This window comes from Massilia sp. Bi118 (assembly GCF_918697865.1).
Lineage (GTDB): Bacteria > Pseudomonadota > Gammaproteobacteria > Burkholderiales > Burkholderiaceae_D > Telluria.
Genome location: NZ_CAKKMV010000011.1, coordinates 192,545 through 211,296 on the forward strand (window position 1 = coordinate 192,545; position 18,752 = coordinate 211,296).

The 18,752-nt window shown below is 66.0% G+C and carries 11 protein-coding genes and 1 pseudogene; 4 read left to right on the forward strand and 8 right to left on the reverse strand.

Translation table 11 applies throughout. From position 1 onward, the window contains the following. Positions 1–141: 141 nt before the first annotated feature. The 7 genes and pseudogenes from rluB to LQV39_RS17770 form a co-directional block, all read right to left on the reverse strand. Positions 142–2,250 carry a 23S rRNA pseudouridine(2605) synthase RluB gene (rluB, locus tag LQV39_RS17740; protein WP_230027479.1) on the reverse strand — a complete coding sequence of 703 codons (2,109 nt, stop codon included), beginning with the start codon at positions 2,248–2,250 and terminating at the stop codon, positions 142–144. A gap of 23 nt (positions 2,251–2,273) precedes the next feature. After that, positions 2,274–2,897 (reverse strand): annotated as a pseudogene (gene scpB / locus LQV39_RS17745) (SMC-Scp complex subunit ScpB); the annotation flags it as partial. A 355-nt stretch (positions 2,898–3,252) separates the two neighbouring features. Further along, positions 3,253–4,293, reverse strand: a complete 1,041-nt coding sequence (locus LQV39_RS17750; RefSeq protein WP_230027463.1) for a glucokinase — start codon at positions 4,291–4,293, stop codon at positions 3,253–3,255. A 158-nt stretch (positions 4,294–4,451) separates the two neighbouring features. Beyond that, entirely contained in the window at positions 4,452–5,405 is a 954-nt protein-coding gene (locus tag LQV39_RS17755; protein WP_230027464.1) for a DedA family protein/thiosulfate sulfurtransferase GlpE, read from the reverse strand. A gap of 203 nt (positions 5,406–5,608) precedes the next feature. Continuing rightward, complete coding sequence (locus LQV39_RS17760; RefSeq protein WP_230027465.1) at positions 5,609–7,309, reverse strand: ABC transporter ATP-binding protein; 1,701 nt, start codon at positions 7,307–7,309, stop codon at positions 5,609–5,611. 7 nt (positions 7,310–7,316) lie between these two features. Next, positions 7,317–8,333 carry an ABC transporter permease gene (locus LQV39_RS17765; protein WP_230027466.1) on the reverse strand — a complete coding sequence of 339 codons (1,017 nt, stop codon included), beginning with the start codon at positions 8,331–8,333 and terminating at the stop codon, positions 7,317–7,319. 21 nt (positions 8,334–8,354) lie between these two features. Beyond that, complete coding sequence (locus LQV39_RS17770; protein ID WP_230027467.1) at positions 8,355–9,293, reverse strand: ABC transporter permease; 939 nt, start codon at positions 9,291–9,293, stop codon at positions 8,355–8,357. Positions 9,294–9,600: 307 nt separating this feature from the next. On the opposite strand from LQV39_RS17770, the gene LQV39_RS17775 reads away from it, so the two are divergent. Next, the gene (locus LQV39_RS17775) at positions 9,601–12,375 is read left to right on the forward strand and encodes a TonB-dependent receptor (RefSeq protein WP_230027468.1); all 2,775 of its coding nucleotides are present in this window, start codon (positions 9,601–9,603) and stop codon (positions 12,373–12,375) included. Positions 12,376–12,643: 268 nt separating this feature from the next. Next, positions 12,644–13,189 carry a PEP-CTERM sorting domain-containing protein gene (locus LQV39_RS17780; protein ID WP_230027469.1) on the forward strand — a complete coding sequence of 182 codons (546 nt, stop codon included), beginning with the start codon at positions 12,644–12,646 and terminating at the stop codon, positions 13,187–13,189. Between the two features lie 17 nt (positions 13,190–13,206). Here the strand turns inward: LQV39_RS17780 and aroG are convergent, their stop codons facing one another. After that, on the reverse strand, positions 13,207–14,265 hold the full coding sequence (gene aroG, locus LQV39_RS17785; protein ID WP_230027470.1) for a 3-deoxy-7-phosphoheptulonate synthase AroG: 1,059 nt from the start codon (positions 14,263–14,265) through the stop codon (positions 13,207–13,209). Between the two features lie 410 nt (positions 14,266–14,675). Here aroG and LQV39_RS17790 point away from each other — a divergent pair, with 410 nt between their 5' ends. Beyond that, positions 14,676–17,546: a TonB-dependent receptor gene (locus LQV39_RS17790; protein WP_230027471.1), complete on the forward strand. Its 2,871-nt coding sequence runs from the start codon at positions 14,676–14,678 to the stop codon at positions 17,544–17,546. 12 nt (positions 17,547–17,558) lie between these two features. Then, on the forward strand, positions 17,559–18,752 hold a 1,194-nt coding region (locus LQV39_RS17795; RefSeq protein WP_230027472.1), incomplete at its 3' end, for a TonB-dependent receptor.

Consider the following 18,752-nt stretch of genomic DNA (forward strand, 5'->3'; position numbering starts at 1 on the left):
CGAATTATAACCCGATACAGGGCAGCCCGCAATCGCTGCGCTGCAAAATGAACAGGTATGCAACAGTTTACACCTTTGGCGACCGGAGCGATGAAAGCGCTCTGATTTACGCGCGCAAACATCGTTCCGATCGCCATTGAATCAGCCTCGGCGGCCGCGTCTTGGCATGCCGTTATCGGCCACGCGCGGACCATGCGGACGGCGGTTCTGGCCGGCGCCGGCAAAGCCGAAGGTGGTCTGCAGCGGATCCGGCTGACGCGGACCCTTGCCGCCACCGCCACTGCCGCCACCGCTGCGGCCCTGGCCCTGACCCTGGCCGGCATTCCTGCCCTGACCACCGCCGTTGCGGCCCTGGCCGCCGCCGAAGCCGCCGCCGTTGCCGCCGCGTCCCTGGGCGCCCGGCATGCCGGGCTGGCCGCGGCCGCCCTGCTGGCTGCCCACGCGCGCCACCGGCGGACCGAAGGGGTCGACATTGCGGTTGGCGTCGGCGCGGTCGATGCGATTGCCGTTGCTGCGGTCCTGCGCGGGGCCGCCGCGGTCCTTGCCGCCGCCCTGCTTCTGCTTCTGGCCGCCCTGGCCCTGGCCTTGCCCCTGGCCGGCGCCGCCCTTCTTCTCGATGCCGAAGGCGCTCATGAAGTTGCGAACGTCGTTTTCTTCCATTTCTTCCCAGCGGCCGCGCTTCAGGCCGGTCGGCAGGGTCATCGCGCCGTAACGGGTGCGGATCAGGCGCGAGACGGTCAGGCCGACCGCCTCGAACATGCGGCGCACCTCGCGATTGCGGCCTTCGCCGATCACCACGCGGTACCAGCGGTTGACGCCCTCGCCGCCGCCGTCGGCGATCTTGGTGAAGGACGCCAGGCCGTCTTCCAGCTCGACGCCGGCCAGCAGCTTCTGGCGCATGCCTTCTTCCAGCTCACCCAGGGTGCGCACGGCGTACTCGCGGTCGATGTTATAGCGCGGGTGCATCAGGCGGTTTGCCAGGTCGCCGGAATTCGTGAACAGCAGCAGGCCCTCGGTGTTGAAGTCGAGACGGCCGACGGCCAGCCACTTGCCGGTCTTCATGTTCGGCAGGCGGTCGAACACGGACGGACGGCCTTCCGGATCGTCCGCGCTGACGATTTCGCCGGCCGGCTTGTGGTACACCAGCACGCGCGGCGGCTTGTTGTTGTTCACGCGGCGCTGCAGCAGCTTGCCGTTGATGCGCACGGCGTCGGTCGGCAGGATGCGCTGGCCGATGTGGGCCGGCTCGCCGTTCACCGACACGCGGCCGGCGATGATCAGCTCTTCCATGTCGCGGCGCGAACCCAGGCCGGCCTCGGCCAGCACCTTGTGCAGCTTCGGCGCGTCGTCGTCCGAGGTCAGGTCGCGGCGCGCCTTCGACGGCTGGGCCTGGCCACGCCCGCCCTCGCTGGCGTCGAAATCGCCCGAGGTGACGAAGGAGAACACGGCATCGGCGTCGTTGGGCTTGCCGCCCTTGTTGTCCTTGCCGCCGCGGGTGTTCTTGTTCTTGCCCTGCCCCTGCTGCTTGCCTTGCTGGGCTGCCTGGCCCTGCTGGGCTTGCTGCCCCGGCTGGCCGCCCTGGGCCTGTTGACCCTGCTGGCCTTGCTGGCCGCGCTGCTGGCCTTTCTTGCCTTTCTTCTGGCCCGGGCGCGCGTCGCGGCGCTGCTCGGTGCGCTGTTCGCCACGCGGCTCGGCGTCCTGCTCCGCAGCGGCCTGGGCCGGCTGGGCCGGCTGGGCGGCGACCGCCTCAGCTCCGGCGGTATCGGCCGCCTCGGCTTGCGGACGCGGCTGGCGCGCTTCGCGCACCTGGCGCTGTTCGCGCATCTGGCGCGGTCCGCGCGGCTTGCGCTGGGCGCCGTCCTGCGCATCCTGGCCTTCGGCCTGGCTTGCCGCGGCCGGCTGTGCAGCCGGGGCGGCTTCGGCCGCAGGCGCGGCGGGCGCCGACACCGGTGCTACTGCGGCCTGCTCCACATCGGCCTTCCTGGCGCGCGGCTTGCGGGCCGGCTTGGCGGCCTGCTCCGCCGGCGCAGCCTCAAGCGCCGGCGCGGCGGCCGGGCTGGCTTCGCCTTCGGCCGGCTTGGCGGCGGCCTTTCGGGTGCGCTTCGGCTTGGCCTCCGCAGCGCCTGCTGCGGCGGCTTCCGTCTGCGCGCCCTCGGCGGCGGCCTGCGCGCGCGTGCGGCGCTTCGGCTTGGCGGCCGCGTCCAGCCCTGCTTCGGCAGGGGTCGTCTCGTTGGTGTCGGTTGGATTCATCATTCGTGTTTTACTTATTCGCCGGTTGCGGGCGCAGGTTCGTGTTCATCAAATTGTTGCAGGGCCGCTTCCAGCGCTGCCAGGCTGCGCCCTTCGGTGCCGTCTCCCACCTGCTGCAACGGTGGCAGCTGCGACAGCGAGGCCAGGCCCAGGTCGTCGAGAAATTGCCGGGTCGTGCCCAGCAGGGCCGGCCGTCCCGGCACCTCGCGGTGGCCGAGCACGTCGATCCAGCCCCGGTCTTCCAGCATCTTGATCGTCTGCGAGTTGACGGCCACTCCGCGGATTTCTTCGATATCGCCGCGCGTGACCGGCTGGCGGTAGGCGATGATCGCCAGCGTTTCCAGCGTTGCGCGCGAGTATTTCGGCGGTTTTTCCGATGCGATCCGGTCCAGGTAAGGCTTCATTTCGGGCCGGCTCTGGAAGCGCCAGCCGGATGCCAGGCTGACGATCTCGATGCCGCGGTCCTGCCAGTCCTGGCGCAGTTCTTCCAGCAGAATCTTGATCGTGTCGGCGCCCACGCCCGCGCCAAGCTGCCGGCCGTTCGCATCCACGTCGGCAAACAGTTTCTTCATGCCGTGGATGGTCAGCGGCTCGCGTGCGCACAGCAAGGCGGTCTCGAGGACCTTCTTGGCCTCATCAGTGTTCATAACACCATAGAAAAAATCACATACAAACCGCTCAACGGCTTACGCCCCCGGATGAGACAGTAGCGTTGAAACTGGGTTCCGTGGCCAGGTGGGGAGCACCGGGCGGAGTACCGTAGAAGCCTCAGGGGCCGCTACGCGGCAGCCCGACGGCAAGCGGGCTGCAAAGATTGACTTTCAGGAGAAACGGGCTGCTGGCGCAGGGAGGAAACCAGGCTAAGGAGGCCAGGCTCCAGGGCGTGCCAGGCAAGCGTACGACATCGTTTCTACCAATTGGCGGCCATTGTACCCGATAAAACCCGGAAAGGGCGATGCCGCGCGCAGAGGAACGCGCGGCGGGCGGCCGGCCTGCGCCCGCTCAAGCGCCGAGGCGCTCGGCCAGGATCGCGGAAACGCCCAGGAAGGCCGGATACTCGGCCGTGATCACATAGGTGGGAACGGCCGCCAGGTAGCCGGCGAAGCGGCCCTTCTGCTCGAAACGGCGGCGGAAGCAGGAGCGCGCGAAGCGTTCGCCCAGGCGCGGCACGATGCCGCCGCCAATATAGACGCCGCCCTGCGCGCCGAGGGTGACGGCCAGGTTGCCGGCCACCGTGCCCAGCATGCCGCAGAAGACTTCGACGACTTCCTCGCAGATCGCGCATTCGCCGGCCAGGGCGCGGCGCGAGATTTCCGGCGCGTCCAGCGGCTCGGCCGCCACCTTGCGGTAGTCGGCCAGCGCGCGGTAGATCAGCTCGACGCCGGCGCCGGACAGCAGGCGCTCGGCCGACACGTGCTCGAATTCGCGCCATGCGTATTGCAGGATCGCGACTTCGGTCTCGTTGGCCGGCGAAAAGGTGACGTGGCCGCCTTCGCTGCGCAGCGCGGTCCAGCTCTTGCCATCCGGGGCCGGGACCAGGCCCGACACGCCGAGGCCGGTGCCGGCGCCCAGCAGGCCGATCGGCGCGCCCGTCACCGGCGCACCGCCGCCGACCTGCACCTTGTCGCTGTCGAGCAGCCAGGGCAGCGCCATCGCCAGCGCCTCGAAATCGTTGACCACGACAAAGGTATCGAAGCCGCACTCGCGGCGCAGGGCTTCGATCGAGAATTCCCAGTGGTGATTGGTCATGCGCACCATGTCGCCCATCACCGGGTTGGCGATGGCGATCGCCGCATGGCGCACCGCACCGGCTGCAGCCACTTCCGGCAGAGCGAGATAGGCGCGCATCGCATCGCCGATGGTCGGATAAGCGCTGCAGGCCAGCACCTCGATGTGGTTGACGCGGCCCGGGCCCAGTTCCAGCGCGAAGCGCGCATTGGTGCCGCCGATGTCGGCGAGCAGGCACGGGCTGGCGTGAGCGGCAAGCGGGGTCACGGACGCGGCGGATGGCTGGAGAGCGGAGGATGCAGGTGCAACGGTCATGGCGAATGCTCGGAAACAGATTCCAGAAGCTTAAGGATTTATTGGCTTGCGCGCAAGCGTTTATTGTAGTTTAGGTACATAGACCTGCGATGCGCTGGGAATTGGGCGCAAAAGCGCCACAAATGGCGAGTAGTCGAGCTACCAAGCCAGGGGGCGATTCAGCCGGCTTTCGGCCTGAGTTCGGCTTCCGGCTTGGCCGCGGCGCACTGGGCGTTCCAGGCGTCGAGGCCGCCGCGCAGCGGGCGCGCGCGATGAAAACCGTTGGCGACGAAGGTTTTCGCGACCTGGGCCGCGGTGACGTCGTTCGGGCAGGTGCAATAGACCACGATGTGGCGCTCGCGGTCGAGGGTGGCCATCAGCCGCTCGGGTTTTTCGTCGCCATAGATGAGCGCGCCCGGAATGCCCTCTTCCAGCTGGCGCGCGGTGACGCCGCGGGCGTCGACGATCAGCGGGTCGTGGCCGGCTTCGAGCAGCCCCTTGAGTTCCTCGGCGGTGATGCGCGGCAGGTCGGCGGCGCCGAGGTTGCGGCGGCGCTCTATGTACTTGAGCAACACGAACAGGGCCAACAAGGCGCCCACCACCATCAGCGCGGTGCTGCCGAGGGTCTCGAACCAGCCGATGACATCGTCGACGCTGCCGTGGAACCAGGCGCCCAGGCCCATGCCCACGCCGCTCCACAGCAGGCCGCCCGCCACCGACAGCCAGAAGAAGCGCTGGGTGGTGGTGCCCATGGCGCCGGCCAGCGGCGGCGCGATTGTGTTGAAGCCGGGGATGAACTTGGCCACCACCAGGGACTTGGCGCCCCAGCGCGTGAAATTGTCTTCGGTCTGGCTGACGCAGGAATCCGGCGACAGCGAAATCTTGCACAGCAGGCGCAGCACGCGCTTGCCGTAGAAGCGGCCGGCGCGGAACCAGAAAAAGTCGCTGATCAGGCAGGCCACGACGCTGGCCGCCAGGAACAGCGGCCAGTTTGCGCCCTTGTCCACCGCCAGCGCCCCCGCAATGATCAGCACCGGAAACGCGGGAATCGGCAGGCCGATCTGCTCGAGCAGCACGACGCCGAACACGATCAACGCGCCATACGTAGTAATGAGGTGGGACAGCTGGGCCATGCCGGTATGTTATCGGTAATTCGGGGTCAGAGCACATTTCTCGAAAAATTCGGGGTCAGAGCGATATTTTGAAACCCGGCCGACCTTTCCTGTTCGCCGAGCTTCCGGCCAGATCGACCCTATTATCGAGATAACAAAAAGTGCTCTGACCCCGAATTTTCGCCAAAAAGTGCTCTGACCCCGAATTTTCCGACCCCGAATTTTCAGGCGCCGCGTGGAATGGCGGCGAGCAGGGTTTGGGTGTAGGGGTGCTGGGGGTTGCGGTAGAGCTCGTCCGAGTCGGCCATTTCGACCACGCTGCCGTGATGCATGACCATCACGCGGTCGGAGATGTACTTCACCACCGACAGGTCGTGCGAGATGAAGATGTAGCTCATCTTGTACTCGTCCTGCAGGTCCTGCAGCAGGTTCAGCACCTGGGCCTGGACCGACACGTCCAGTGCCGACACCGACTCGTCGCACACCAGGATCTCCGGCTTCATCGTCAGGCAGCGCGCGATGGCGATGCGCTGGCGCTGGCCGCCCGAGAATTCGTGCGGATAGCGGTGGAAGGCCTGCTCCGGCAGTCCGACCCGCTTCAACAGGTAATGCGCATGCTCGACCCGCTCGGTATCGTTCGCGCCGATGCGGTGGATGCGCATCGGTTCCAGCAGAATCTGGCCCACCGTGAAGCGCGGGTTCAGCGAGGCATAGGGATTCTGGAAGATGATCTGGATCCGGCGCTTATAGGCCTGGTACTCGCGGTCGCTCATCGCCAGCAGGTCGCGGCCTTCGAACAGGGCGCTGCCGCCGGTGGCGCGGTGCAGGCGCAGCAGGGTCAGGCCGACCGTGGTCTTGCCGGAACCCGATTCGCCGACCACGCCCAGGGTCTTCCCGCGCGGCAGGGTGAACGAGACGTCCTTCACCGCCTTGAACTCGCGCTTGCCGAACAGGCCTTCGCGCAGATAAAAACTCTTCGCCAGCCCGCGCACTTCCAGGACATTGTCATCCGACGCAGCATAGCCCCGCGCACGCTGCGGCAGCTCGGCGTCCGCCGTAAAACGCCCGCTCAGATAATCGTCGATGACCGGCAGCCGCACCGGCCGCTCGTCCAGCTTCGGCCGGCAATGCAGCAGCGCGCGCGTATAAGCATCGGCCGGCTGGCCAAGAACCTGAGATGCAGCCCCCTCCTCCCGCACCTCGCCATGCCGCATCACGATCACGCGGTCGGCAATCTCGCCCACCAGCCCCAGGTCGTGGGTGATGAACAGCACCGACATCTGGTGCTTCTTCTGCAGGCGCGCGATCAGCTCCATGATCTGCTTCTGGATGGTCACGTCCAGCGCCGTGGTCGGCTCGTCGGCAATCAGCAGGCGCGGCTCACAGGCGATCGCCATTGCGATCATCACGCGCTGCTGCTGGCCGCCCGACATCTGGCTCGGGTAGGCGTCGATCTTGGCCGCAGGGTCGGGAATGCCGACTTCGTCCAGCAGCTCGAGCGTGCGGGCACGCGCCTGGCGCTTGTCCATGCCCAGGTGCTGGCGCAGCACTTCGCCGATCTGGAAACCGACCGTGAACACCGGGTTCAGCGAGGACATCGGCTCCTGGAAGATCATCGCGATGTCCTTCCCGCACAGCTTGCGCCGCGCCTCGATGGACTGGCCCAGCAGCTCACGACCGTCGAAGCGGATCGAGGAGCCCTCGTGCATGATCGTGGTCTCGACCGGCAGCAGGCCCATCACCGCCAGCGAGCTGACCGACTTGCCGCTGCCGGATTCGCCCACCAGGGCCACGGTGGCGTTCTTCGGCAGGCTGAAGGAGATGCCTTTGACGGCTTCGAAGGTCCGCTTCTTATCGATGCGGAAGGAAACGCGCAAATCGCGCACCTCAAGCAGTACGTCAGGCAAGGGCTGATCAAGCGTCATCTGGAACTCACTTCAATTTCGGATCGAGCGCATCGCGCAGCGCATCGGCAAACAGGGAAAATGCCGTCACCAGCAGGGCCATCGCAGTGGCCGCCGCTGCCAGCTGCCACCACTTGCCGAGGATGAGTTCATTCTGCGCCTCGTTCAACATGCTGCCCCAGGACACCACGCCCACCGGCACGCCGAAGCCCAGGAAGGACAGGATGACTTCGGCCTTGATGAAGCCGACCACCAGGATCGACATCTGCACCAGCGCCACGTGCGAGACATTCGGCAGGATGTGCGAGAACATGCGCCGCCAGGAAGAAGCGCCGATCGCGTCCGCCGCCATCACGTACTCGCGCGCCTTGTGCTTGATGTACTCGGCGCGGATCAGGCGGTAAGGCCCGGTCCAGCCGGTCAGGCCCAGGATCAGCACGATGGTCAGCACGCCCTTGGTCTGCAGCACCGCAGCCACCGTCAGGATCATCAGGATCGAGGGGATCGAAGTGAAGATGCTGTAGAACCAGTTGAACAAATCGTCGACCTTGCCGCCGTAGAAACCGGAGATGGCGCCGAACAGGGTCCCCAGCGCCACCGCCACCACGGCCGCCACCAGACCGACCACGATCGAGGTCTGGCCGCCCTTGATGGTCTTCTTGACGATGTCGTGGCCCCATTTGTCGGCGCCGAAGGGCAAGGTCGATGCCTTCACCACCTGCGCGGCATGGCCATGCGAAGCCAGCTCGGCCTTCAGCGCAGCCAGATCGGAAGCCAGCGGATCGAAGGCATTCGGCGGCGTGGGCGCGGGCGGCCGGCTCAGGGCCGCCAGCGCGGGATCGGGACCGATAAAACCAGGCGGCGCATAGTTCACCGCCACCTCATCCTCCCAGTCGGCAGCCACCAGGCCGGTAGCGGACAGCAGCACCGACAGCAGGAACAGGATCACCACCGCCAGCGCAGCCATCGCGACGCGGTCGGCACGCAGACGCCGCCAGGCGAGCGCCCACAGGCCGGGCGACACATTTTCGATCGTTTGATTCATTCAAATACTCATTTGAGCTGCTTACTTCAGCTGAACCCGCGGATCCACCGCCTGGTACATCAAGTCCGCCAGCAGGTTGAACAGCATGGTCGCCGCGGCCACGTAAACCGTGATCGCCTTGATCACCGGGAAGTCGCTGCGCTCGACCGCCAGGATCACTTCGCGCCCGATGCCCGGGATGCCGAAAAAGCGCTCCAGCAGGAAGGCGCCGATCAGCAGCGCCGGCAGGTTGGCCATGACGTAGGTGATGATGGGGATGGCGGCATTGCGCAGCACGTGCACCCAGACGATGCGGCGCTCTGACAGGCCCTTGGCGCGCGCGGTGCGCACATAGTCCTGGCCCACTTCGTCCAGCACGAAGCTGCGGAACAGGCGCAGGGTCGGCGCCACCGACACCGTCAGGCCGATCAGGATCGGCAGCGTGGCGTAGCGCAGCAGGTTTTCCAGGAAGTGGTCGCCCCAGCCCTGCACCGGGAACAGGCCGAGCTTATAGGCCAGGCCGTACTGGAACACGATGATGTAGACCAGGATCGAGATCGACATGCCGACCGTGCAGGCGACCATCACCATGCGGTCGGTCAGCGAGCCGCGGACGAAGGCAATGGCCAGCGCCAGCGCGATCCCGATCAGGGTCTCCAGCACCGTCAGCGGCACCAGCACCGTCAGCGAGGGCCCCAGCCTGGTCGACAGGATGTGCGAGACCGGCTCGCCGGTGCTCCAGGCATTGCCGAAGTCGAAGCTCAGGATTTGCCTGACGAAGATCCCGAGCTGCACGTACCAGGGCTGGTCCAGGCCCAGCTGCGTGCGGATGTTGGCGATCGCCTGCGCATCCGCCATCTTCCCCGCCAGCAGGTAAGACGGATCGCCGCCGACCCAGTTGAACAGGACAAAAACCAGCACCACGACGCCGGCCATGGTCGGCAGCATCTGCCATAGCCGCCGGAGGATATAAGCAAACATCGGTGATTCCGGATGAAAAACAAAACTATAGACCAGAACGCACCTGTTGCAGAAAAAAAATCTCCCGCCAGCGCGAGGGGAATAGCAATACAACTGTGGCATTTTTGCAATGCCACGTATGAATCATATTGACACTATGTGAAGCCAGGTGTTTTGATGAGCCCGTTAAGTGAAAACATTCTAAATTTTCACTGAACGCCAATTGGTTACATCTAGTGCTCGTACTTCTTGGCATATGCATGCCAAAAATTGCAAGAAAAGCATATGTATTTGTAGTCCAATCTTCAGACCATTTCTTGGAGTAGCAATGTTGAAAAGAAAAGCTGTAGCCCAAGCAGTCACCTTCGCCCTCGCCTACGCGGCCGTGGGCGTCGCCGCCTACGCGCAGGAGACCGCATCCGCCCCGATGCAGCGCGTGGAAGTCACCGGTTCGAGCATCAAGCGCGCCACCGCCGAAACCGCCTCGCCGGTCCAGGTCATCAGCCGTGAAGACCTGGTCAAGTCCGGCAAGGGCACCGTCGCCGAATACCTGCAGACCCTGACCGCCGACGGCGCCGGTTCGCTGCCGACCGGTTTCGGCAACGGCTTCGCCGCCGGTTCGACCGCGATCTCGCTGCGCGGCCTGGGCGCCACCTCGACCCTTGTGCTGCTGAACGGCCGCCGCATGGCCCCGTTCGCGCGCGCCGACGACGGCCAGAAGAGCTTCACCGACCTGTCGACCGTGCCGATGGAAGCGGTGGAACGCATCGAGATCCTGAAGGACGGCGCCTCCTCGACCTATGGCGCCGATGCGATCGCCGGCGTGGTCAACATCATCCTGCGCAAGGACTTCACCGGCCTGGTGACCAAGGTCGAGCTCGGCGAATCGCGCTACCGCGACGCCGAGATGGCCAAGGGCACCCTGACCTGGGGCAAGGGCGACCTGGACAATGACGGCTACAACGTCATGACCAACGTCGAGATCTACAGCAACCACGAACTGATGAACAAGGACCGCGCCGGCCGCAAGTGGATCGGCCAGGGCGACATCCGTCCGTGGGGCTATGCCGCGAACACCCAGTTCGCCGGCGGCTACATCACCCCGGGCGCTTCCAGCCCGACCCCGGCCGGCGCGCTGCGCGATCCGAAGACCGGCAACTACGTCTCGCTGCCGGGCTGCTCGCAGTTCTCGCCGGTCGTGAACCAGGACCCGGCCGGCGGCTGCCTGTGGTACCAGGACCAGTTCCGCTCGATGCAGCCGGCAATCGACGGCTTCAACCTGTACGCGCGTGCTACCCGCAACCTGGACGGCGGCCTGCAGCTGTACGCGGAAGCCGGCTACTCCAAGCGCGACACCTCGTTCACCCTGACCCCGTCGGCCACCAGCTCGACCGTCGCCTTCCCGCCGAACGCGGCCAGCCCGACCGGCGTGATCACCTACGGCAACTCGATCCTGGTGTCAGCCGCGCATCCGCAGAACCCGTACGGCGCCGACGTGCGCCTGCGCTACTCGATGTTCGACGTCGGCCCGCAGACCCGCGCCGTCGACAACGCCTTCAGCCGCATCGTGGTCGGCCTCAAGGGCCAGAAATTCGGCTGGGACTTCGACACCGCCTACCTGCACTCGAAGTCCGAGCTGGACCTGAACTACAGCAACATGATCAACATGAAGGTACTGCAAGCTGCCCTGGGCAACCCGGCCAGCCAGTACTTCCCGTACTACATCGGCACCCAGGCCAGCAAGAACCCGGCCTCGCTGTACGCCGCGATGGTGACGAACGCGACCTCGCACTCGACCACCCAGCTCGACATCGTCGACTTCAAGGCCTCGCGCGAGCTGATGCAGCTGCCGGGCGGCGGCCTGGGCCTGGCCTTCGGCGCCGAGCACCGCCGCGAGAAGCTGGACAACCCGTCGCTGTCGGGCACCTCGGATGGCTCGATCAACGCCTCCTACGTGGCCGCCAAGGGTGACCAGAACATCTCGGCAGTCTTCCTGGAAGTCGCCGCGCCGGTGATCCCGACCGTCGAACTGACCGGTGCGGTCCGCTACGACAAGTACAAGAACTTCTCGTCGACCACCCCGAAAGTGGGCGCCAAGTGGACCCCGCTGAAGACCTTCGCCCTGCGCGGCACCTACTCGGAAGGCTTCCGCGCTCCGGGCCCGGCCGAGGCAGGCACGGACTCCCAGAGCACCGGCAGCTCCTCGGTGCGCGATCCGGTCCGCTGCCCGAACAACGTCCCGGCAGCCGGTGGCGCCACCGCGGCCGACTGCGCGATCTCGATCGGCGCCGTCAAGGTCGGCAACCCGAATCTGCAGCCTGAAACCTCGAAGGGCTACACCCTGGGCATGGTCTGGGATCCGCTGGCCAACACCAGCCTGTCCTTCGACGGCTTCAAGATCCGCCGTGAAAACGAGATCAACCCGCTGTCCTACGTCGAAGCAGCCGCCCTGCCGACCGCGATCCGCAACGACAACAACCTGGTCGTGAACGGCGTCGCGATCCCGAACACCGGCACCCTGCTGCTGTCGAACGCACCGTACCAGAACTCGAGCTTCACCGAGATCAAGGGCGTGGACGTCGACGTCAAGCAGCGCGTCCGCCTGGGCGATTACGGCCGCGCCGTGTTCGGCCTGACCTGGACCCACATCGCTTCGTGGGTGCGCGCCGAGAAGAGCGGCACGCGCTTCCAGTACGCCGGCACCCACGGCAACTGCGACACCTCGAACTGCGCCGGTACGCCGAAGGACAAGATCAGCGCCAGCGCCTCGTGGGACTACAGTAACAAGCTGAACGTGACCGCGACCGCCAACTACCGCGCCGACATGCAGAACGTGTACTTCGCCGGCGACAAGTGCGCCTCGAGCTTCGCGAACGGTTCGGCCGCACCGGGCAACTGCCGCCTGGCCTCGTTCACCACCCTGGACCTGTCGGCACGCTACAACGTGACCCGCCAGCTGCAGATCTACGGCTCGATCCAGAACCTGTTCGACAAGATCGCGCCGCTCGATCCGCTGACCTACGGCGGCATGAGCTACAACCCGATGGACGCCAGCGGCGCCATCGGCCGCTACTTCAAGGCCGGCCTGCGCTGGACGATGTAAGTCAGCAGCGCGGCAACCCCGCGCTTCATCGGCGTCGCCCCCGCGAAGGCGGGGTTCGGTGCTTGGCAAAACGGCGAACCTCGGTTCGCCGTTTTTTATTGTATTGCTGTCGATAAATCTTACAGAAGTTAAAGATTTAGACGCCAGGGGTTTTTAACTTCTTGTTTTTTTAAGTAAATACGTGCCTGGCATTGCTTTTGCTTATAACGCGGTGTTGTTCACCTTTGGTCAGCAATTCGCTTCTGCCACTCATAAATTAGGGATTACCATGAAAGCACTTACCGCAGCAGTCCTCGTATCGACCTTGTTCGCGTCGACTATGGCATCGGCAGCCATCATCACTTCCAACATTGACGCAATCCTGCCACCATCAGGCTTTAAACTGTACGACCTGGATGGCGACGCTGTGAACGATCTCGGTCTGGCCCGTGACTGCTGCACCCCGAACCAGACCTACATCAATGGCGAAAGTTTTGCTACCAGTTTCCAGTCAGCATGGGTCAACGCTGGTTCGGTCGTCGATGGTTCGCTCAACTGGGTATCCCACACCTATGGCTACACCCCAGTCGCGAATACGCTAGCTGGTGCTAACTACCTGGCCGTTCGTAACACATCGATCGGTAACTATTTCGGCTATCTCACCATTAACTATCAGGGCGGCGAGCAAATCCTGGCGAGCTACACCTACGACAATACCGGCGCAGCGATCACGGTCGGCGACACTGGCGACGTGCCCGAGCCGGCAACGCTGGCGCTGCTGGGCATGGGCCTGGCCGGCATCCGCCTGCAGCGCCGCCGCAAGCTGCCCGCCTGATTGTTGTCGATAAGGACTTACTCCTGGCGCACCCGCCGCTGGCGCACCGCCGCCGCCAATCCCTCCAGCACGCCGACACTGGTCTCCCAGTCGATGCAGCCGTCGGTCACCGACTGGCCGTAGGTCAGCTCCTGCCCCGGCACCAGGTCCTGGCGCCCCGCCACCAGGTGGGACTCGACCATCACGCCGACGATGCGGTCGTCGCCGCTTGCTATCTGGCCGGCGATGTCGGCGCACACCGGCACCTGGTTCTGCGGGTTCTTGCTCGAGTTCGCGTGCGAGGCGTCGATCATCAGGCGGCTGGCCAGGCCGTTGGCGGCCAGTTGCTTGCAGGCGTCCTCGACGCTAGCGGCGTCGTAGTTCGGCGCTTTTCCGCCGCGCAGGATGATGTGGCAGTCCTCGTTGCCCGCGGTCGACACGATCGCCGAATGGCCGCCCTTGGTCACCGACAGGAAGTGGTGAGGCTGCGAGGCCGCCTTGATGGCGTCGGCTGCGATCTTGATGTTGCCGTCGGTGCCGTTCTTGAAGCCGACCGGGCAGGACAGGCCGGAAGCCAGCTCGCGGTGCACCTGCGACTCGGTGGTCCTGGCGCCGATCGCGCCCCAGCTCACCAGGTCGGCGATGTACTGCGGGCTGATCACGTCGAGGAACTCGGTGCCGGCCGGCAGGCCCAGCTCGTTGATGTCGCGCAGCAGCTCGCGCGCCATGCGCAGGCCGTCGTTGATGCGGAAGCTGTTGTCCATGTAGGGGTCGTTGATCAGACCCTTCCAGCCGACCGTGGTGCGCGGCTTCTCGAAGTACACCCGCATCACGATCTCCAGCTCGCCGGCAAAGCGCGTGCGCTGCTCGGCCAGGCGGCGCGCGTACTCCATGGCCGCCTTCGTATCGTGGATCGAGCACGGGCCGATCACCACCAGCAGGCGGTCGTCCTGGCCGTGCAGGATGCGGTGCAGCGCCACGCGCGCGGCGGCCGCGGTCTGCTCGGCCGCCGGCGTCACCGGAAACTCGCGGATCAGGTGCGCCGGCGGCGTCAGTTCCTTCATTTCGCGGATGCGTAAATCGTCGGTACGTGGCATTGCTGTTCTCCGTTCTGTAAATGAAAAAACCGCCATCGCTGGCGGTTTTTCTGGAATTTTGCGTCGGACTTCGTTCTGCTGTCGCGTGAACCTGCCGCTACTCCACCGCCGTTGGGCTGGAATGGCTAAACCAAAAATAAAAGGTAAAGGAGGCAGTGTGGCGCATGGTGTCGTCCGGGATGGTCCGACTGACTATAACAACAATATATGAGCATTGGCAAGCGCTTTATCCGCAACACGCCGTCGGATGCGAATGTCCTTACAGGCGATCCGGTTGCATGAATCCGACACCGTTCCGGGGTCTCCCAGAGACGGTTGAGGGATGTCAGTCGCTTATGCCGTTGGAATGCAAAAGTCGCGGCATGCCCCGGCCAATCCGGCAGGGATCCCCATAGCCACTGGAGTTGGACATGACTGAAACCCCTATATCCCTATCCGTGCGCCGTCTGTTCGCCGGTGGCGGCGCCGTCGGCCTGGCCCTGCTCGCCTTGCCGGCGCCGGCCGCGGCGCAGGAGGCCGCGCCCGCGCCCAAGATCCAGCGCGTCGAGATCACCGGCTCGAACATCCGCCGCTCGGAAGCCGAGACCGCCTCGTCGGTCATCGCCGTGAACCGCGCCGACATCGAAAAATCCGGCAAGGCCACCGTCGCCGAACTGCTGCAGACCCTGGCGGTCGACAACCAGGGCTCGGTACCGACCACCTTCGGCAACGGCTTCGCCTCCGGCGCCTCCGGCATCTCCCTGCGCGGCCTGGGTGCGGCCTCGACCCTGGTGCTGCTGAACGGCCGCCGCATGGCGCCCTACGGCCTTGCCGACGACGGCCAGAAGCAGTTCTCCGACCTCAACGTGATCCCCAGCGACGCCGTCGACCGCATCGAGGTGCTGAAGGACGGCGCCTCGGCCATCTACGGCTCCGACGCCATCGCCGGCGTGGTCAACGTCATCCTGCGCAAGGACTACACCGGCACCACGATACGCGCCTCGCGCGGCGCGACCCAGGACTGGGACGGCAAGCGCACCAATGTCGCGTACACCCAGGGCTTCGGCAACCTCGACACCGACCGCTACAACCTGCTGTTCAGCCTCGAGTACAAGAAGTTCGACGAAATCTGGTACCGCGACCGCGCCGACCGCGACTACATCGGCCGCATCGACCTGCGGCCCTGGGGCTATTCGGCCAACGAGGCGCTGGGCGGCACCGGCGCCATCGTGCCGAACAGCGGCGCGGCCGGCAACGCCATCAACGGCAACGTGCGCAATCCGGCCGACATCGCCAACTACTACAACCGCGGCAACCTGGCCGGACCCGGCTTCACCCGGACCTTCCCGGGCGCGGCCTGCGCCAACCTGACCTCGCACCCGCAGGGCGATCCCGGCGGCGGCTGCATCATCGACTCGACCCAGGAATACAACCAGATCGAGCCCAAGCAGGAAAACCTGAGCTTCTTCACACGCGGCACCTGGCAATTCACGCCCGACATCCAGCTCTACAGCGAACTGAACTGGTACACCAGCCAGAGCGACACCTCGACCACGCCCTCGGCAATCAGCACATCGGTGGGCTATCCCGGCGGGCCGGTCAACAACGCCGGCGTCCAGCTCGGCGCGTCCCACCCGGACAACCCCTACTTCGGCACCGCCGCGCGCCTGCGCTACCTGGCCTGGGACGTCGGTCCGCGCCGTTCGGGCATCGAGTCGAACTTCATCCGCTGGCTGGGCGGCGCCAAGGGCAGCAATTTCGGCTGGGACTGGGACAGCTCGCTGCTGTTCTCGCACAGCCACGTGAACAACATCCGGACCGGCTACCTGCAGCGCGACGTCACCTTCGCCCTGCTCGATCCGAGCCCCACCAACATCGCCAACGCGCTGCTGAACAGCCCGGCGTATGCGGCCCTGCCGATCGGTACGGTCTGGCGCATCGGCGAGAACGCCGGCCTGAACTCGCCGGAACTGTACGCGGCCCTGTCGCCCACCATCGGCAACCGCGCCAACAGCAAGATCGGCCAGTGGGACTTCAAGGCCACGCGCGAGTTCGGCGGCATGCCTTGGCTGGCCGGCCCGCTGGGCCTGGCGCTCGGCGGCGAATGGCGCCACGAGAAGACGGAGCTGCAGCCGACCTCCGGCACCGAGCGCGGCAACATCATCGGCCTGGGATATTCCGCCTATGCCGGCCAGCGCAACGTGTTCGCGCTGTACGGCGAGGCCCTGGCGCCGCTGCCCTACAACATCGAAGCCTCGGCGGCGCTGCGCTGGGACCATTTCACCGACGTCGGCAACTCCTACACCCCGAAATTCGGCCTGAAGTGGACCCCGATGCGCGAGTTCGCCCTGCGCGGCACCTTTGCCCGCGGCTTCCGCGCGCCGAGCCCGGCCGAGAACGGCGTCGGCGGACTGGCTGCCTTTTCTACGGCGGCCGATCCCCTGCGCTGCGCACTCGGCGTGACCAGCGTCTGCAATCCCGCCGCCATCGCCCTGATCACCTCACCCAATCCCGACCTGTCGCCGGAGCGCTCGCGCAGCTACAACCTGGGCATGATCTGGGACCCGCTGCCGCGCACCAGCATCTCGGTCGACTACTGGACCATCAAGCGCAAGAACGAGATCAACCAGGACCAGGTGGATGCGGCCATCGCCGCCGGCAGCGTGGTGCGCGACCCGGCCAGCGTCAGCAACATCCCGGGCGACCCCGGCGCCATCACCGCGGTGCTGACGCGCTACGTCAACTCGGCCCAGACCAAGGTGCGCGGGCTCGACATCGACGCCCGCTACGCCCACCGGCTGCCGGACAACTGGGGCATGGCCACCTTCGACATCAAGTACACCCACATGTTCGAGTGGACCCGCACCGAGCGGGACGGCAGCTCGCGCGATTTTGCCGGCACCCACGGCAACTGCGACGTTACCAACTGCACCGGCACGCCGGACAACCGCGCCAACCTGCGTCTCGGCTGGGAACGCGACGCCTGGCGGGTCTCGGCCAACGTGAACTTCCGCGGCAAGCTGGACAACCGGCTGTTCAAGGACGATCCGGATTGCGCCAGCCACCTGGCGAACGGCGCCGACGCGCCCGGCGACTGCGAACTGGCCTCCTTCACCACGCTCGACCTGGTCGCGCGCTGGAAGCCGATGCCGAAATGGGAAATCTTCGGCTCGATCGAAAACGTGTTCGACAAGGTCGCGCCGCTCGATCCCCTCACCTACGGCGCCCAGGCCTACAACCCGCTCGACTATGCCGGCGCCCGCGGCCGCTACTACCAGCTGGGCGCACGCTATTCCTTCTAAATGGAGTTGGACATGACTGAAACCCCACTATCCCGCTCGATACGCCGCCTGTTCGCCGGGGGCGGCGCCGTCGGCCTGGCCCTGCTCGCCCTGCCGGCCCCTGGCCTGGCCCAGGAAGCCGCGCCCGCTCCCGAGGCCAAGCCGGTTCCCCGCGTCGAGATCACCGGTTCGAACATCCGCCGCTCCGAAGCCGAAACGGCGTCGTCGGTGATCACCATGAACCGCGCCGACATCGAGAAGTCCGGCAAGGCCAGCGTGGCCGAGCTGCTGCAGACCCTGGCGGTCGACAACCAGGGCTCGGTGCCGGCCAGCTTCGGCGCCGGCTTCGCGGCCGGCGCCTCCGGCATCTCCCTGCGCGGCCTGGGCGCGGCCTCGACCCTGGTGCTGCTGAACGGCCGCCGCATGGCGCCCTACGGCCTTGCCGATGACGGCCAGAAGCAGTTCTCCGACCTCAACATCATCCCCAGCGACGCGGTCGACCGCATCGAGGTCCTGAAGGACGGCGCCTCGGCCATCTACGGTTCCGACGCCATCGCCGGCGTGGTCAACGTCATCCTGCGCAAGGACTACACCGGCACCACCATGCGCGCCGAGCGCGGCATCACCAAGTACTGGGACGGCCACGAAACCACGGCCGCCATCACCTCGGGCTACGGCAACCTCGACACCGACCGCTACAACTTCCTGTTCAGCGTCGAATACAAGAAGTTCAATCCGATCTGGTATCGCGACCGGACCAGCCGCGACTGGATCGGCAAGGACGACCTGCGACCCTGGGGTTATTCGTCGGAACAGGGCCTCGGCGGCGTCGGCGCCATCATTCCCGGCAGCGGCACCGCCGGCAGCGCCATCAACGGCAACGTGCGCCCGGTCGGCTCGACCGACGATTTCGTCAACCGCGGCACCTTGATCCCGGCTGCGGCCTGCTCGCGCTTCACCTCGCACCCGCAGGGCGACCCCGGCGGCGGCTGCGTGATCGACGCCGACAATCTCTACAACCAGGCCATACCGAAGCAGGAAAACCTCAGCTTCTTCGCGCGCGGCACCTGGCAGCTAAACCCGGCCATCCAGGCCTACAGCGAGCTCAACTATTACACCAGCCAGACCAGCACCGCGGCCGCACCCTCGGGGGTCAGCGCCTCGGTCGGCTATCCCGGCGGCCCGGTCAGCAACAGCATCAACCGCCTCGGCCCGACCCACCCGGAC

What these genes read in the sequence shown, in the direction of transcription:
- LQV39_RS17775 (WP_230027468.1), top strand. Translation starts at nt 9,601, where the DNA reads ATGTTGAAAAGAAAAGCTGTAGCCCAAGCAGTCACCTTCGCCCTCGCC.
- LQV39_RS17780 (WP_230027469.1), top strand. Translation starts at nt 12,644, where the DNA reads ATGAAAGCACTTACCGCAGCAGTCCTCGTATCGACCTTGTTCGCGTCG.
- LQV39_RS17765 (WP_230027466.1), bottom strand. Translation starts at nt 8,333, where the DNA reads ATGAATCAAACGATCGAAAATGTGTCGCCCGGCCTGTGGGCGCTCGCC.
- LQV39_RS17770 (WP_230027467.1), bottom strand. Translation starts at nt 9,293, where the DNA reads ATGTTTGCTTATATCCTCCGGCGGCTATGGCAGATGCTGCCGACCATG.
- LQV39_RS17755 (WP_230027464.1), bottom strand. Translation starts at nt 5,405, where the DNA reads ATGGCCCAGCTGTCCCACCTCATTACTACGTATGGCGCGTTGATCGTG.
- LQV39_RS17760 (WP_230027465.1), bottom strand. Translation starts at nt 7,309, where the DNA reads ATGACGCTTGATCAGCCCTTGCCTGACGTACTGCTTGAGGTGCGCGAT.
- LQV39_RS17750 (WP_230027463.1), bottom strand. Translation starts at nt 4,293, where the DNA reads ATGACCGTTGCACCTGCATCCTCCGCTCTCCAGCCATCCGCCGCGTCC.
- LQV39_RS17790 (WP_230027471.1), top strand. Translation starts at nt 14,676, where the DNA reads ATGACTGAAACCCCTATATCCCTATCCGTGCGCCGTCTGTTCGCCGGT.
- rluB (WP_230027479.1), bottom strand. Translation starts at nt 2,250, where the DNA reads ATGAATCCAACCGACACCAACGAGACGACCCCTGCCGAAGCAGGGCTG.
- aroG (WP_230027470.1), bottom strand. Translation starts at nt 14,265, where the DNA reads ATGCCACGTACCGACGATTTACGCATCCGCGAAATGAAGGAACTGACG.